The 14930-nt window shown below is 72.3% G+C and carries 11 protein-coding genes; 9 read left to right on the top strand and 2 right to left on the bottom strand.

The genetic code is table 11. The features are described 5' to 3' along the window. Nucleotides 1–8: 8 nt before the first annotated feature. Nucleotides 9–1079: a succinyldiaminopimelate transaminase gene (gene dapC / locus AB0J76_RS39255; protein WP_352325367.1), complete on the bottom strand. Its 1071-nt coding sequence runs from the start codon at nucleotides 1077–1079 to the stop codon at nucleotides 9–11. A gap of 94 nt (nucleotides 1080–1173) precedes the next feature. Beyond that, nucleotides 1174–1500: a ferredoxin gene (fdxA, locus tag AB0J76_RS39250; RefSeq protein WP_106240826.1), complete on the bottom strand. Its 327-nt coding sequence runs from the start codon at nucleotides 1498–1500 to the stop codon at nucleotides 1174–1176. A gap of 105 nt (nucleotides 1501–1605) precedes the next feature. Between fdxA and AB0J76_RS39245 the strand changes: the two genes are divergently transcribed. The 9 genes from AB0J76_RS39245 (at nucleotide 1606) to AB0J76_RS39205 (ending at nucleotide 14923) form a co-directional block, all read left to right on the top strand. Continuing rightward, complete coding sequence (locus AB0J76_RS39245) at nucleotides 1606–1836, top strand: hypothetical protein (RefSeq protein WP_352325366.1); 231 nt, start codon at nucleotides 1606–1608, stop codon at nucleotides 1834–1836. A 119-nt stretch (nucleotides 1837–1955) separates the two neighbouring features. Next, nucleotides 1956–2927, top strand: a complete 972-nt coding sequence (locus AB0J76_RS39240; protein WP_352325365.1) for an extracellular solute-binding protein — start codon at nucleotides 1956–1958, stop codon at nucleotides 2925–2927. Nucleotides 2928–3028: 101 nt separating this feature from the next. Next, a complete protein-coding gene (locus AB0J76_RS39235; RefSeq protein WP_352325364.1) occupies nucleotides 3029–3805 on the top strand; it encodes a methyltransferase domain-containing protein in 777 nt (258 codons plus the stop codon). Nucleotides 3806–4031: 226 nt separating this feature from the next. Continuing rightward, nucleotides 4032–6203, top strand: coding sequence for a hypothetical protein (locus AB0J76_RS39230; RefSeq protein WP_352325363.1), 2172 nt, complete (start codon nucleotides 4032–4034; stop codon nucleotides 6201–6203). A 6-nt stretch (nucleotides 6204–6209) separates the two neighbouring features. After that, nucleotides 6210–8030 carry a UvrD-helicase domain-containing protein gene (locus tag AB0J76_RS39225; RefSeq protein WP_364392613.1) on the top strand — a complete coding sequence of 607 codons (1821 nt, stop codon included), beginning with the start codon at nucleotides 6210–6212 and terminating at the stop codon, nucleotides 8028–8030. A gap of 48 nt (nucleotides 8031–8078) precedes the next feature. Beyond that, nucleotides 8079–9923: a sigma factor-like helix-turn-helix DNA-binding protein gene (locus AB0J76_RS39220; protein ID WP_352325590.1), complete on the top strand. Its 1845-nt coding sequence runs from the start codon at nucleotides 8079–8081 to the stop codon at nucleotides 9921–9923. Nucleotides 9924–9939: 16 nt separating this feature from the next. Then, nucleotides 9940–11253 carry a cysteine--tRNA ligase gene (locus tag AB0J76_RS39215; RefSeq protein WP_352325591.1) on the top strand — a complete coding sequence of 438 codons (1314 nt, stop codon included), beginning with the start codon at nucleotides 9940–9942 and terminating at the stop codon, nucleotides 11251–11253. 119 nt (nucleotides 11254–11372) lie between these two features. Further along, a complete protein-coding gene (locus AB0J76_RS39210) occupies nucleotides 11373–13859 on the top strand; it encodes a penicillin acylase family protein (RefSeq protein ID WP_352325592.1) in 2487 nt (828 codons plus the stop codon). Between the two features lie 212 nt (nucleotides 13860–14071). Next, nucleotides 14072–14923 carry a hypothetical protein gene (locus AB0J76_RS39205; RefSeq protein WP_352325593.1) on the top strand — a complete coding sequence of 284 codons (852 nt, stop codon included), beginning with the start codon at nucleotides 14072–14074 and terminating at the stop codon, nucleotides 14921–14923. The last annotated feature ends 7 nt before the right edge of the window (nucleotides 14924–14930 follow it).

The raw sequence follows: 14930 nt of genomic DNA, 5'->3' as shown, positions 1-14930 counted from the left end.
GGGCGATCCTACTGGAGGCGGCGCACGGCCGCACTGATGCGTTCGTCGGTGGCGGTCATCGCGACGCGGATGTGCCGTCCACCAGCCGATCCGTAGAAGTCTCCCGGCGCGACCAAAATCCCGATTTCGGAAAGCTTACTCACTTGATCCCACGCGTTCTGCCCGTTCGACGCCCATAGGTACAGACCGGCGGTCGAATGGTCGATCGTCCAGCCCGCCCGCTCCAGCGCGGGACGCAGCACGGCGCGCCGCGCGGAGTACAGCTCGCGCTGGCGTTCGGCGTGCGCGTCGTCGCCGAGCGCGACCGTCATCGCGTCCTGGACCGGCTTCGGCATGAGCATGCCGGCGTGCTTGCGCGTCTCCAGCAGCCGCTTGACCAGGACGGGATCGCCCGTCACGAACCCGGCCCGGTAGCCGGCCAGGTTGGAGCGCTTGGAGAGCGAGTGGACGGCGAGCAGCCCCTCGTGGGAGCCCCCGCAGACGTCGGGATGGAGGACGGAGACCGGCTGCTCTTCCCAGCCGAGCTCGATGTAGCACTCGTCGGAGGCCACGACCGTGCCGCGCTCGCGCGCCCAGGAGACCACCTTGCGCAGGTGCTCGGCGGGCAGCACGCGCCCGGTCGGGTTGCCCGGGGAGTTGATCCAGAGCAGGTCGACGTGCTCGGGGCCGACCGACAGCGTGCTGTCGGAGGCGGTGGCGGTCGCGCCGGCGAGCCGGGCGCCCACGTCGTAGGTGGGGTAGGCCAGCTCGGGGAAGACCACCCGCCGGGCGCCGAGGTAGGTGGGCAGCCAGGCGACGAACTCCTTGGAGCCGATCAGCGGCAGGACGTCCTGCTGGTCGACGGTGACGCCGTGGCGGCGCCGCAGCCAGCCGGCGGCGGCCTCGCGCAGCGCCTTCGTGCCGTGGGTCAGCGGGTAGCCGGGGCTGTCCGCCGAGTCGCGCAGCGCCTGCTGGACGGCCTCGGGCACCGGGTCGACGGGCGTGCCGACCGAGAGGTCGACGATGCCGTCGGGATGCGCCAGGGCACGTTCCTTGTACGGTTCGAGCCGGTCCCAGGGGAAGTCGGGCAGCTTGTTCACGGTTCTCCAGGGTCGTTCGGGGCCGTACACGCCTGCCGCGGACACGGGCGCGCGGGGCCCGCCCGACGTGGACGGCCCCGGCGCACGCGACTCGCTAGTGGTCCTCGCCCTGCGGCGGCAGCGCGGCCACCACCGGGTGGTCCTTCTCGATCTTGCCGACCTTCGAGGCGCCTCCGGGCGAGCCCAGGTCCTCGAAGAAGTCCACGTTCGCCTTGTAGAAGTCCTTCCACTGCTCGGGAAGGTCGTCCTCGTAGAAGATGGCCTCGACGGGGCACACTGGCTCGCACGCGCCGCAGTCAACGCACTCGTCGGGGTGGATGTAAAGCATGCGCTCGCCCTCGTAGATGCAATCGACGGGGCACTCCTCGATGCACGCCTTGTCCAGGACGTCCACGCAAGGCTGCGCGATGACGTAGGTCACCTCGAGCTCCTTTTTCTCCGCACCATGGCATGACTCTGACCGCGGTTTGCTACGCCCTAGTATTGCCGTGCTTGCCAGCTGGCCGAAACGGAGGGTGGCAAACTCATGGCCGCACGCCTCGTCGTCGCGATCACAACTCAGGACATAGGCGCACGGATCACCACGCGAAGACGCGTCCCAGAAGGCTTCCGGGACGCCGTCGGCGTGCTCGAATCCTGGACGGACGGCGTGTTGCGCGTTCGCAAGCGGGACGGCACATTGGTGGAGATCGACGAGGAATCGCTGGTCGCGGCCAAGGTCGTTCCGGTCGCGCCTCCTCGACCTCGGGCGAAGTAACGGTAAGTATTCGTTGTGTGACCGCACGTATCTGCGCCGCCGTAGCAGCCGTTCTCGCCAGCGCCGGATGCGGCGCGTCAACATCCCAGACCGCGTCCGAGGGGTCGAAGGACCTTCCGGTGCTCAACGTCCGGGCCGCCTCGCTGAAGCAGGGCTTCGGCACGATGGCGCGCCTGGCCGAGGCCGCCAAGCGCGAGGGCCAGCTGACCGTGATCGGCCTGCCGCACGACTGGGTGAACTACGGCGAGATCATCGACACCTTCGCCGACAAGTACGACATCAAGGTCAACGAGCTGGAACCGGGCGCCAGCAGCAAGCGCGAGCTCGACGCCGCCGCCCAGCTCAAGCCGGACGTGTTCGATCTCACTCTGGACATGGCCGTCTACGGGGCCGACAAGTTCGCGCCGTACAAGGTGACGGGCTGGCAGGACCTGCCCGACTACGTCAAGGACCCCAAGGGGGCCTGGTACGGCGCGTACGGCGGCTACATGTCGATCGGCTACGACCCGCGCGAGGTCAAGGCCCCGGCCTCCTTCGCCGACCTGCTCAAGCCCGGCTACCGCGTCGCCCTCGACGGCGACCCGCTGCGCTCGGCGGCGGCGTTCGGCGGCGTGATGGCCGCGTCCATGAAGGCCGGCGCCAAACCGGACGCCAGGCAGGGGGTGGAGCTGTTCGCCAAGCTCAAGCAGGCCGGGCAGCTCGTCGAGCCGGCCAAGGCGAACGTGATCATCGACTGGGACCACCTCAACGCGACCCGCAGCGCCGACCACGCCGACTCCTGGGAGGTGACGATCCCGCGCGACGCGCCGTTCGGCGCGTACCACGTCCAGGCGATCAGCAAGACCGCCCCGCATCCGGCCGCCGCCCGGCTGTGGCAGGAGTTCCTGTTCTCCGACGAGGGCCAGAACCTGCTGCAGAAGGGCTACGCCCGTCCGGCGCGCGGCGAGGCCATGCTCATGAAGGGCAAGCTCGACACCGAGCAGGCCGCCCGGCTGCCCAAGGCCGCCGGCCCTCCCGTGCTCATGACGATCCCGCAGACGGACGCGGCGAAGGCGTACCTCAGGCGGGAATGGAGCAAGAGCGTGGGATGAGTCCGTTGTGACTTGATATGTCGTAGAGACGATCAGGCTCTAAAGTGAACGGACAGCACGGCCACGGGGACCCGATGTCTGACGAATGTGAGCTGATCGTCTTGCGATACGACGCACCGAGCTTGGAGCGGTGGAACAGTCGCGCCTACGACAGCAGTTTCGGGTACGTCTCCACCCAGGGCGCGCCGCTGGTCGACCTCCTCGACCCGCAGCCCGGGGAGCGCGTGCTCGACCTCGGGTGCGGCACCGGGGTGCTGACCGCGCAGATCGCCTTCAGGGGCGCGGACGTCCTGGGCATCGACGGTTCCGCCGCGATGATCGAGAAGGCGCTGGCCCAGTACCCGGGGATCGACTTCATCATCGGCGACGGCCACGACTTCACCGTGGTGGACCCGTACGACGCCGTCTTCTCCAACGCGGCGCTCCACTGGATGAGCCGCGACCCCGCCGCCGTGATCGCCAGCGTCCGCGAGGCGCTGAAGCCGGGCGGCCGGTTCGTCGCGGAGATGGGCGGCGCGGGCAACTGCGCCGAGCTGACCGCCGCGATGCTGACCGCCTGGCGCGAGTACGGCCTGCGCGAGCCCGATCTGCCGTGGTACTTCCCCACGCCCGCCGAGTACGCGCGCCGGCTGGAGCAGGAGGGTTTCGTGGTCCGGCTGCTGGAGTACTTCGACCGGCCGACGCCGCTGGACGAGTGCCCCGGCGGGGCCGCCGACTGGGTGCGCATGTTCGCCTCGTCCGTGCTCGAAGGACTGCCGCCGGAGATCGTGGAACCCCTGCTCGGACGAGTCAACGAGCTGGCCGCGCCCGCCCTGCGCAGGGAGACGGGCTGGATGGCCGACTACGTGCGTCTACGCTTTGCCGCTGTTCGGCGCTGATGCGTAGTGCATGATGCGTAGGGCTGTTTTGCCGGACTATGGTCTGTTCCGTGGGCGGCGAGATGTTGGCTGCGCCGCTGCGGCGGCGTGAGGGGCTGGTGAACGGAACGGGATGAACTTCTGCCTGAGCGACCTCGTGCCACCGTTGAGGTGGAGCGACGCGTCGACGATCACGCTACTGACCGGGCAGCCGGATCTGCCGGACGCGTGGTGGCGAAGCCTGCCCATGCCGCTGGTGCTCGCAGCCATCGGCCCGGAGTCGCTGGGCGAGCTGCTGACCGAGATCGCGCTGGAGCACTGGCCGGCCGCCGCCGTCGGTGACGTCCTGCCGGCTCTGCACGTCCTGGACCCGGACGAGGCCGACGAACCCGCCGTCGCCATCGCGCTCGACCGCGCCGGGTCGTGGACGGGGCTGCTCTCGCTGACCGGGCGGGAGCTGGTGGACCAGCCGTTCATCCAGGCCCGGCCGGTGCTCAACACGTTGTTCGGGGCGGTGCTCGTCCGGCTGGCGCATTCGTACGCGGGTGGGCGGCAGGTCGAGGCGCACGCACCGGCGGCTTTCGCGGCCTCCGCGGACGCCGTCGTGGCGGCGGAGCTCGCCCCTGAGCCCGCCGCGTTCCCTGCGGGCGCGGCCGCTGTGGAGGCCGTCGAGGAGACGGCCGGCCGTGACGGCGAGCGGGTGCTGGACGCCGACTCCGAGCCGGTCGTCGAGGAGGTGCCGCGGCCCGAGGCCGAGCCCGTGCTCGACGCCGCCGAGGAGCCCGCGCCCGAGCCCGCCGCCGCGGAGGCGTCCGCGCTGGAGGCCGAAGGGGTCGGCGGCGAGCCCTTCTCGCCGGACGACCACGACGAACAGGCTGAACGGCACGGACCCACCGACGTGCCTGAGGTCCCTGAGGTCGTTGCGGGGCAGGACGAGGATGAGCCGGTCGAGGCCGCACAGCCTGCGGCATCCGCCGATCACGCCGATCACGCCGAGCCCGAGGCGCACGCCGAGCCCGAGGCGCACGCCGAGCCCGAGGCGCACGCCGAGCACCCCGAGTACGCCACCGAGCCCGAGCCCGAGGCCGACTTCGAGCACTCTCGGGCCGACGCCGAGCACGCCGAGCAGCCCGAGCCCGAGCACGCCGAGCCCGACGCCGAGTACCCCGAGGCCGACGCCGGGTACGCCCAGCCTGAGGCCGGCGCCGCGCACGCCGAGTCCGCCGAGGCGGACGCCGAGCACGCCGAGTCCGCCGAGGCGGACGCCGAGCACGCCGAGTCCGCCGAGGCGGGCGGCGAGGAGTTGTCCGAGCTGATCGAGGCCGCGTTCGCCGGGCTCGACGACAAGAGCTGGGCCGTGGCGCAGAACCGGGTCTTCACCGACGAGCCCTCGGCGGTCGACCAGCTGGCCAAGCTGTTCGCCGTCCCCCCGGCCGACATCTCCGCCACCGAGCAGGAGCTGCGCGTCCGCCTCGACCAGTGGCTGGCCAGCGAGGAGGCCGCGCCGTACCGCGCCCACCTGGACGAGCTGCGCAGGACGCTGGGCCCGGCCGCGCCCAAGGAGCAGCTGATCGGCGCGGCCGACTGGCACGCCAGGGAGATCCGCGCGCTGGAGGTGCCGGCCTGGCAGTTCGTGCTGGCCACGCTGCCGGCGCAGTCCGCGCAGCCGAATCCGCCGGTGGAGTTCCAGCAGCCGCATTCGGCGTTCGCCGCGATGCAGCCGCCGCCTCCCATGCCCCCACCGCCCGTGCCCCCACCGCCCGTGCCGTCACCGCCCACGCCACCGCCTCCCATGCCGCCGCCCCCGGCCGTTCCGGCCGGTCCGCCGCAGTTCCAGGCGTTCACGCCGGTCGCGCCGCCGCCCGCGGAGGGCAACGGCGGGGCGGAGCAGAACAAGCCGTACCAGCCGCTCAAGGACGTCTCCCAGACCAGGCGCTGCTTCCGCCAGCCGGACGGCCGCTGGTGGCTGCGGATCGACGTGACCGCCGAGCAGCTGGCCGGCGGCGAGTGCGCCCTCCCGACGGGCTTCGCGGCCTACCTGGGCCTGTCCCCCGGTGAGAGCCGGGCGGTCAGGAGCGCGGCGGGCGAGCTGACCATGACCTGGCACGGCAGGCCGGTGCTGGAGTCCATCGAGCGCCTGCTCGTGGACGTCGGCGCCAAGGAGGGCGGCCACCTGTTCCTCACGCTGTCGGACGAAGGTGTGCTGCGCGCCCGTCACCTGCCGGTCGCCGCCCAGAACGCCGAGAGCATCACCAAGGCGCTGCGCCTGGTCGGCTACACGGCGCCGGGCGGCACCCGGGACCAGGCGGCCAGGGTGATCGCGACGAGGATCGGGCTCACCGGCCCCGTCGGGCTGCCCGACCTGCTCACCAGGCTCCGCGAACGCGGCGACCGCGACCTGCTCGCCCTCTTGGACTGACCTCCCGTGCCGCGGCTCGCGATCGGCCCTGACTTTCCAGGGGAGCTCGGCGCACTGGCTCAGCCGGTGCGCAGGGACGCCGTGGTCGCGCTGCGCCGGTTCCTGCTGAACGTGTCCGGAGCCCCGCATCCCGAGCGGGTGCGGGGCTGCCGGGACGCCAAGGTCGCCACGCTGCGCCTGGCCGAAGGGCATCGCGGCGTGGTGGTCCGGCAGCGCGACGTCTACTGGCTGCTCGCCGTGCGGCCCGACCCGGAGGCGTGGTCGTACGCCCAGCGTCACCGCTACGGCGTCAACCCCGTGATCGGCGTCGTCGAGGAGTGGGACGCCGAGACCCTGGAACGGGTCGAGCCCGCCTTACGCAGGTCGGCCCGCCCCACGCGGCTGTTCGACCAGATCTGCGACGGCGACCTGCTCGCCCTCGGCATCGACGTGCACGCGCTGCCCCTGGTCAGGCTGATCTCCACCGAGGCCGACGTGGCCGCGCTCGAACCGCTGCTGCCGCCCACCCAGTACGCGCCGCTGGCCGTCCTGGCCAGGGGCGGCACGCTGTCGGAGGCGTGGCGCGAGCTGGACAACTGGCGCGCCCGCGACGAGGAGACGGGCGCGATCGACCCCGACGACCTGCACTCGGCGCTGCTGCGCAGCCCGGACCGCGCGGTGTTCGCCGCCGACAAGGTGGAGCTCGACCGGGTGCTCGGGGCCCCGGACTGGTGCACGTTCCTGCACCCGACGCAGCACCGGCTGGCCACGGCCGGACGGTACGAGCAGCCGGTGCTGGTCGTGGGCGGCGCGGGCACCGGCAAGACGATCATCGCCCTGCACCGGGCGGCCCACCTGGCGGCGCGGGGCAGCGGCCCGGTGCTGCTGGTGACGTTCTCGCAGAGCCTGGCCGAGGAGCTGGCCGGTCGGCTGGACGTGCTGATCGCCGACGAGAGCGTGCGCAAGCGCGTCGAGGTGGACAACGCCGAGCGCCTGGCCGTGCGGATCGTCGCCGACGCGGAGGGACGCCGTCCCGCCCTGGTCGGCCCGGGGGCCCGGACGCTGGCCCAGCTGACCGACGAGGCGATCAGGCTGCTGTCGATCACGACCGGCGACCTGCTGGACGACGTGGAGCCGGGCCGCAAGCCGTACCGGCACATCGTGGTGGACGAGGCGCAGGACGTCAGCCCGGCGCAGTGGCGGCTGCTGCGGGCGGCGGCGCCGCACGCGCACGACGACCTGTTCGTGGTGGGCGACCCGCACCAGCGGGTGACCGACACGCGGGTGGCGCTCGGCGCGGTGGGCATCCCGGCCGTCCAGCACGACCTGCGCATCTCCTACCGGCTGCCGCAGGAGATCCTGTCCTACGTGGTCCGGCTGCGCGGCGGCGGCCCGGCGAACGGCCTGGTCAAGGGCGTGGCCGAGCTGTTCGGCTACCGCGCCACGCACAACGGCCGGCGGCCGGTGGTCCGGGCGTACGACACCCCCGAGTCCGAACTGGCCGGGCTGCGGGCCACGGTCGGCGGCTGGCTGGCGGACGGCGTGCCGGAGGGCGAGATCGCCGTCGGCGCGCGCACCCCCACGCTGGCGCGCGCCGCCCGGGAGGCCCTGGACGGGCTGGACGTGCGCGTGGCGACCTTCCAGCACCTGAAGGGGCTGGAGTTCGACCGGGTGGCGCTCGTCGGCGTGGCGGAGGGCGTGGTGCCCGGATCGCTGCCCGAGGAGCCGGCCGCGCGGGCTCGAGCGCTGCAACGCGAGCGGAGCATACTGTTCGTCGCCTGCACACGGGCCCGAACGATGCTCTATATCTCGCATTCCGGAAGGGGGAGCCCATTTCTGTCCCCCTGATCACATAGTCTGAACTGCGGATATCTTCCCTTTGCCGGTTGGACCTCAATGAACCTCAGCCTGAGCGACCTCGCGCCACCCCTGCGCTGGACCTCCCCTGGTCAGATCGCGCCGATCGTGGAGGAGCCCCAGCTGCCCGAGGCCTGGTGGCAGGCGATCCCCCTCGACCGCGCGTGCGCGATCGTCGGGACGCAGACCGTGGCGGGTCACCTGGCCGAACTGGCCGTGGCCTGCTGGGGGCACCTGCTGCTCGGCGACATCCTGCCGCTGCTGCGTTTCTCCGACCCCGCCGAGGCCGAGCGCACGCCGGAGTCGCTGGGCAAGGACGTGGTGCAGAAGCTGTTCACCGGTGTGTTCGAGCGGCTGCTCGAACCCGCGCCCGCCGCCCTGCCCGTCCCGGCCCGGCCCGACAAACCCCTTCCCGAGCTGATCGACGCGGTGTTCGCCGCGCTCGACGATCGGCAGCGCGCCATCGCCCGCGACCGGCTCTACGCGGCGCAGCGCGCCACGCTCGACGAGCTGGCGCAGCGCTTCTCGGTCACCCGCGAGCGGATCAGGCAGATCGAACGGGACCTGCGCGACCACGTGGAGGCCTGGCTGGGCTCGCCGGAGGCGGCGGCGCTGGTGGCGCACGTGACGTGGCTGAGGGGCAGGCTGGGATCGGCCGTCCCGGCCGACGACCTCGCGGCCGCCGTGCCGTGGCACCGCGGCGACCTGCGCACGCTGGGCATTCCCGCGTGGCGGTTCGTCCGCACGCTGCTGACCGGCTACGAGCAGGCCGACGGGTGGCTGGTCTCCGGCGGGGCCGACGAGCTGCGGGAGAAGACGCGGCAGTTGTTCACCGACGGGCCGCGGCCGCTCGGCGAGGCGGTGTCCATGGTGGCCCAGCTCGGCGTCCGCGAGGACGTCGCCGAGCGGTGGATCCTGGCCGTGCCGCAGCTCCGGGTGCTCGGCCGGCACGTGGTGCCCTGGCCGCGCAGCATCAACGAGAAGGCCGAGGCGGTGCTGGCGGTGGCGGGCACGCCGCTGTCGCCCGAGGAGATCCAGGAACGCATCGGCGAGGACTACAGCCTGGTCGGCATCCGCAACCAGCTCACCGCCGACGAGCGCTTCCGCCGGGTGGACCGGAACAAGTACGGGCTGACCAGGTGGGGCGGCGACGAGTACCTGGGCATCAGGGAGATGATCGCCCGGGAGATCGAGCGGGCCGGCGGCGAGGCCTCGGTGAGCACGATCGTGACGAACCTGACCTCCCGCTACGACGTGAGCGAGAGCTCGGTGCGCGCCTACTCGGGTGGCCCCGGGTTCGAGCGCACGCAGCGCGGCTGGATCAGGGTGGCCGGGACGTCGCCGACCGGCGAGTCGGAGCCGTACCAGCCGCGCAAGGACGTCTCGGAGACGCGGCGCAGCTTCCGCTCCCGCGACGGACGGTGGTGGCACCGCGTGGACGTCAACGCCGAGCACCTGCGCGGGTCGGGCTCGCCCCTGCCGACCGGGTTCGCCGCCTACCTGGGCATGGCCCCCGGCGGGTCGCTGACCGCCTCGACGCCCTCGGGCGACGTGGTGATCAGCTGGCACAACCAGCCGACCATGGGGTCGATCCGCAACGTGCTGGCCGACTTCAAGGCGAGCGAGGGCGACCACGTGTTCCTGACCGTCTCCGACGGCGGCGAGCTGCTGACCCGCTACCTGCCCGCGGCCGCCGTGGCGATGCCGCCGCTGAACCGGGCGCTCTACCTCATCGGCTACACCGCCCCGGTGCACTCCGAGATGGAGGGGCTGCGGCTGATCGGGGCCCGCATCGGGCTGCCCGACACGGCCACCCGCGAGGAGGTGCTGGCCAGGCTGCGCGAGCGCGGGGACCGGGACATCCTCGGCTTCCTCGGCGGGTGAGGGCTAGGCTCGGGTGATGTTGCGGATCCACGACACCCGGGCCAGGCAGGTCGAGGAGATCTCGGGCGGGCGGGCGGTGCGCGTGTACACGTGCGGGCCGGCGCCGCACCGCCGCGTCCATCTGGGCGACCTGCGCACGTACGTGCTGTCCGACCTGGTCAGGAGGGTGCTGGAGGGGCGGCGTACCCGGGTGGTGGCCTGCCGGCACGTCGCCGACCTCGGGCGTCCCGACGGTGAGGCCGGGGGGATGGTCCGCGCTCACGAGGACGCGTTCGTCGACGACGCGGCCGCGCTCAACCTGCGGCCGCCGGAGCACGCCCCGCGCGCGGGCGAGACGGTCGACCTGATGATCGAGCTGATCGCCGGGCTCGTCGAGCGGGGGCACGCCTACGCGGCGCCGGACGGCTCGGTGTACTTCGACGTACGGACGTTCCCGGCGTACGGCGAGCTCTCCGGCACCAGCCTGGACGACCTCAAGCCCGCCGGCCCGGCAGGCGCCGCCGATCCGTACAGACGTTTCCACGCCGACTGGGCCCTGTGGCGGCCCGCCGACGGCGACCGGGGCCGGGACGCGCCCTGGGGCCGGGGCGTGCCCGGCCCGCACGTGGCGTGCTCGGCGCTGTCGCTGCGTTTCCTCGGCGAACGGATCGACCTGCACCTCGGGGACGCCGCCCGGCGCTTCCCGCACCACGAGGCCGAGCGCGCCCAGTCGGACGCGGCCGCCGGCCACGAGGTGGTGCGCCACTGGGTGCACGGCGAGCGCCCGCTGTTCGACGGGCGCGAGATGGCGGAGTCCGCGGGCAACGCGGTGCTGCTGTCCGACGTGGTGGCGGCGGGGCTCGACCCGCTGGCGGCGCGCCTGGCCTTCCTTGAGCGCCGCTACCGGGAGCGGCTCGACCTCGGCTGGGACGTCCTGCGGGCGGCCGACCGCACGGTGCGGCGGTGGCGGGCGCGGGTGGCCGAGTGGTCGGAGTCGCCCAGCGCGCCCATGGCCGCGTCGTACGCCGAGCGCGTCGGGGCGGCCCTCGACGACGACCTCGACACCCCGGCGGCGCTGGCGATCCTGCGGGAGCTGGAGCTGGACGAGTCGGTCGCGCCCGGGTCGAAGTTCGAGACGTTCCTGCACCTGGACCAGGTGCTGGCGCTGGACCTGTCCACGGAGATCGGAAAGCCGCGGGTGCCGCCCGCCGGGGCCGCCGAGCTGCTGGCGCAGCGCGAGCGGGCGCTGGCGGCCAACGACTGGGCGGCGGCCGACCGGCTGCGGGACGAGCTGGCCGACCTGGGGGTTCGCGTCACCGACACCCCGGAGGGACAGAGCTGGTCCCTCTGACCGGGAGCCCTGCGCGCGAGGCCGCTCCGGCCACCTGAAACGACCGGAGCAGTGAGCCGGTACTGCCAGACTTGTTCAAGTTCGGCAAGATGGAGGTATCGGTGAGACCCTTTGCGTGGATGCCGTGGCCTTTGCGGTGGTTCGCCCGGGTGTTGACCGTGCTTCTCGCGCTGGCGCTCGTGCTGGCCGGGGTCCTGGTGTACACGGTACGGAAGTCGTTCCCGCAGGTGGACGGGGCGCTGCGGCTGCCCGGCCTGACCGGGAAGGTCGAGATCTATCGCGATAAATCAGGGATTCCGCATATCTATGCCGACAGTGCGGCCGACCTGTTCATGGCGCAGGGCTTCGTCCACGCCCAGGACCGGTTCTTCGAGATGGACTTCCGCCGCCACACCACCGCCGGACGGCTCTCCGAGCTGTTCGGCAAGGCCACGCTCGGCAACGACAAGGCGCTGCGGACCATGGGCTGGCGCCGGGTGGCCGAGCAGGAGCTGCCCGGCCTCGACCGGCAGACCCAGGACTTCCTGGCCGCGTACGCCAAGGGCGTGAACGCCTGGCTGGAGGCCAACCCCAACGCCTCCGACCGCAGCCTCGAATACTCGGTGCTCAAGCTGCAGAACGGCGAGTACCGGCCGGAGCCGTGGACCGCGGTCGACTCCGTCGCCTGGCTCAAGGCCATGGCGTGGGACCTGCGCTCCAACATGGAGGACGAGATCGACCGCGCCCTGGCGCTGACCAAGCTGCCCAAGGAGCGCGTCGAGCAGCTCTACCCCGGCTACCCGTACGACCGCCACACCCCGATCGTCGGCGAGGGCGCGCTCGCCCGGGGCCGCTACGACCAGCAGGCCGAGCCGCGGATCGGCGGCGTCCGCGCGCTCTCCCAGGCCGCCGCGACGCTCGACGCCGTGCCGAGCACGATGAGCAGCGAGGAGCGCGAGGGCATCGGCTCCAACTCGTGGGTGGTCTCCGGCGCGCACACCGCGAGCGGCAAGCCGCTGCTGGCCAACGACCCGCACCTGTCGCCGCAGATGCCGTCCGTCTGGTACCAGGCCGGGCTGCACTGCAGGACGCTGTCCGAGCAGTGCCCGTACGACGTCACCGGGTTCACCTTCTCCGGCGTGCCCGGCGTGATCATCGGGCACAACGACAAGATCGCGTGGGGGTTCACCAACCTCGGGCCGGACGTGGCCGACCTCTTCCTGGAGAAGGTGGACGGCGACACGTACCTGTACAAGGGCGAGCAGGTCAAGCTGGAGACGCGGCAGGAGCAGATCAAGGTCGCCGGGGGCGACCCCGTCACGATCACCGTGAAGAGCACCCGGCACGGCCCGCTGATCAACGAGGTGATGACGGACGCCCGCCCCAGCGGCGAGGCGAACGCCGTGGCCCTGCAATGGACCGCCCTCACCCCCGGCAGGACCGTGGACGCGATCTTCGCGCTCAACAAGGCGGGCGACTGGGCCGAGTTCCGCTCGGCGGCGGCGCTGTTCGAGGTGCCGTCCCAGAACCTGATCTACGCCGACACCAGCGGCAAGATCGGCTACCAGGCGCCCGGGCGCATCCCCGTACGGGAGAAGGGCGACGGCACCTGGCCGGTGCCCGGCTGGACCGGCGAGTACGACTGGAAGGCCGCGCCCATCCCCTACGACCAGCTCCCCACGATGGAGGACCCGGCCGAGGGGTTCATCGTCACGGCCAACAACGCCGTCATCGACCCCCGCCGCTACCAGCCGCTGCTGACCAAGGACTGGTCCTACGGCTACCGCTCCCAGCGCATCCGCGAGCTCGTCGAGTCCGCGATCGCCAAGGGCAAGGTCGACGCCGGGACGATGTCGGACATCCAGCAGGACACCTCCAACGAGTTCGCCGGCACGCTGGTGCCCGCGCTGCTGCGGGTGGACCTGGCCGGGCCCGCCCGCCAGGCCCGCGAGCTGCTGCGGACGTGGAACCACGCCCAGGGGCTCGACTCCGCCCCCGCCGCCTACTACAACGCGGTGTGGCGGCACCTGCTCATGCTCACGTTCGACGACGACCTGCCCGAGCAGGTGTGGCCCGGCGGCGGCGACCGCTGGTACGACGTGGTCGCCAACCTGCTCACCGCCCCCGACGACCCCTTCTGGGACGACGTGACCACCAAGAACCTCACCGAGACCCGCGACGACATGCTGCGGCAGGCGATGGCCTCGGCGTACCAGGAGCTGTCGGAGCTGTTCGGCGCCGACGTCAAGTCCTGGAAGTGGGGCGACCTGCACCAGCTCGAACTGGTCAACGGCACGCTCGGCACCTCGGGCCTCCCGCCCGTGGAGGCGCTGTTCAACCGCGGCCCGTTCGCCGTGCCCGGCAACAAGGACGCGGTGAACGCGACCGGCTGGAACGTGCAGAAGGGGTACGGGGTCACGGCGGTGCCGTCGATGCGCATGGTCGTCGATCTGTCGGACCTGGACAAGTCACGCTGGATCAACCTGACGGGCGCCTCGGGGCACGCCTTCCACGACAACTACTGGGACCAGGCCGAAGCCTGGGCGCGAGGCGATCTGCTCCCGATGTACTCCAAGCCGGAGTCCGTGAAGACCGCCGCCGTCCACACCCTCACCCTCACTCCCTGATCCCACCCCTGCCCCACCATCCCCGCCCCGTCCCCCTCGTCCCCCCTCGTCCCCTCTGAGGGCGCCTCCTTGCCCTCTGAGGGCGGGTCCTGCTTGGAGAGCGGCCTGGCGCCGGGGGTAGGGCGGCCTGCCCGGTGTACGACCGTGGTTGTAGGCGAAGGCCAGACCGTGGTCCGACGCGCCGAGGCCCCGGCCGCTGTCAGCATGGCCGCATGACTCGCCTCCGGTACTCCGATCGCCTCTGGTACTCCGTAGGGATCTTCCTCCTGCTCGTGGGCCTGGCGCACCTGGGCGTGCTCGTCGTGGCCGGCGGCCCGTGGGAGGGGGCCGTGTCCTGGCGCAAACCGTTCACGTTCGGGGTGTCGTTCGGGTTGAGCGTGCTGACCCTGACCTGGGTGTCCCAGTGGTTACGGCTGCGTGCCCGCGCGTTCGTCCTCGGGGCGTTCGCGGTGGCCTCCACGGTCGAGGTGGCGCTGATCACCCTTCAGGCGTGGCGCGGGGTGCCGTCGCACTTCAACATGGAGACCCCTCTCGACACGGCCATCGCCCGCACGCTGGCCGCGTTCGGCATCACGCTCATCGTCATCGCGATCATCATGACGATCGCCGCCTTCCGCCCGGCGCCGGAGGTCGCCCCGAGCACCCGTCTGGCCGTACGGGCGGGCTTCGCCACGCTGCTGGCGTCCATGGTCTTCGGCGGCGTGATGATCGCCCGTGGCGTCGTGGCGGTGATGACGGGCGACCAGCAGCTCGCCTACACGGTGGCCACCGCGCTCAAACCGGCCCATGCCGTGCTCATGCACGGGGTGCTCCTCCTGCCGGCCCTGTCCTGGCTGCTGTCCCGCACGCTCCCGTCCGAGGGCGCGCGGCTGCGCGCCGTACGCCTGGCCACCTGGGCGTACGTCGCGGTGGCCGCCCTGGTCTCCGGCCTGGCCGTGGCCGGGGTGGCGGTGGTGGGGCCGTCCACGGCTTCGGTGGTGTCGGCCGGGGTGATCTCGGCCCTGGCCATCGCGGCGGTCGTGCTGGGCCGGTTCAGCCCCCGCCGCGGCCAGGCGAAACATTGAGGCCGGG

The sequence above is a fragment of the Nonomuraea sp. NPDC049624 genome, assembly GCF_040675255.1.
Classification (GTDB): domain Bacteria; phylum Actinomycetota; class Actinomycetes; order Streptosporangiales; family Streptosporangiaceae; genus Nonomuraea.
Note: the sequence above shows the minus strand (reverse complement) of the source record. Positions and strands in the feature narration are given on the sequence as shown.

Bases quoted from the DNA above. Each gene is read 5' to 3' on its own strand.
- AB0J76_RS39210 (WP_352325592.1), top strand. From the start codon at position 11,373: ATGCCGTGGCCTTTGCGGTGGTTCGCCCGGGTGTTGACCGTGCTTCTC.
- AB0J76_RS39230 (WP_352325363.1), top strand. From the start codon at position 4,032: ATGCCGCTGGTGCTCGCAGCCATCGGCCCGGAGTCGCTGGGCGAGCTG.
- AB0J76_RS39245 (WP_352325366.1), top strand. From the start codon at position 1,606: ATGGCCGCACGCCTCGTCGTCGCGATCACAACTCAGGACATAGGCGCA.
- AB0J76_RS39220 (WP_352325590.1), top strand. From the start codon at position 8,079: ATGAACCTCAGCCTGAGCGACCTCGCGCCACCCCTGCGCTGGACCTCC.
- AB0J76_RS39205 (WP_352325593.1), top strand. From the start codon at position 14,072: ATGACTCGCCTCCGGTACTCCGATCGCCTCTGGTACTCCGTAGGGATC.
- AB0J76_RS39215 (WP_352325591.1), top strand. From the start codon at position 9,940: ATGTTGCGGATCCACGACACCCGGGCCAGGCAGGTCGAGGAGATCTCG.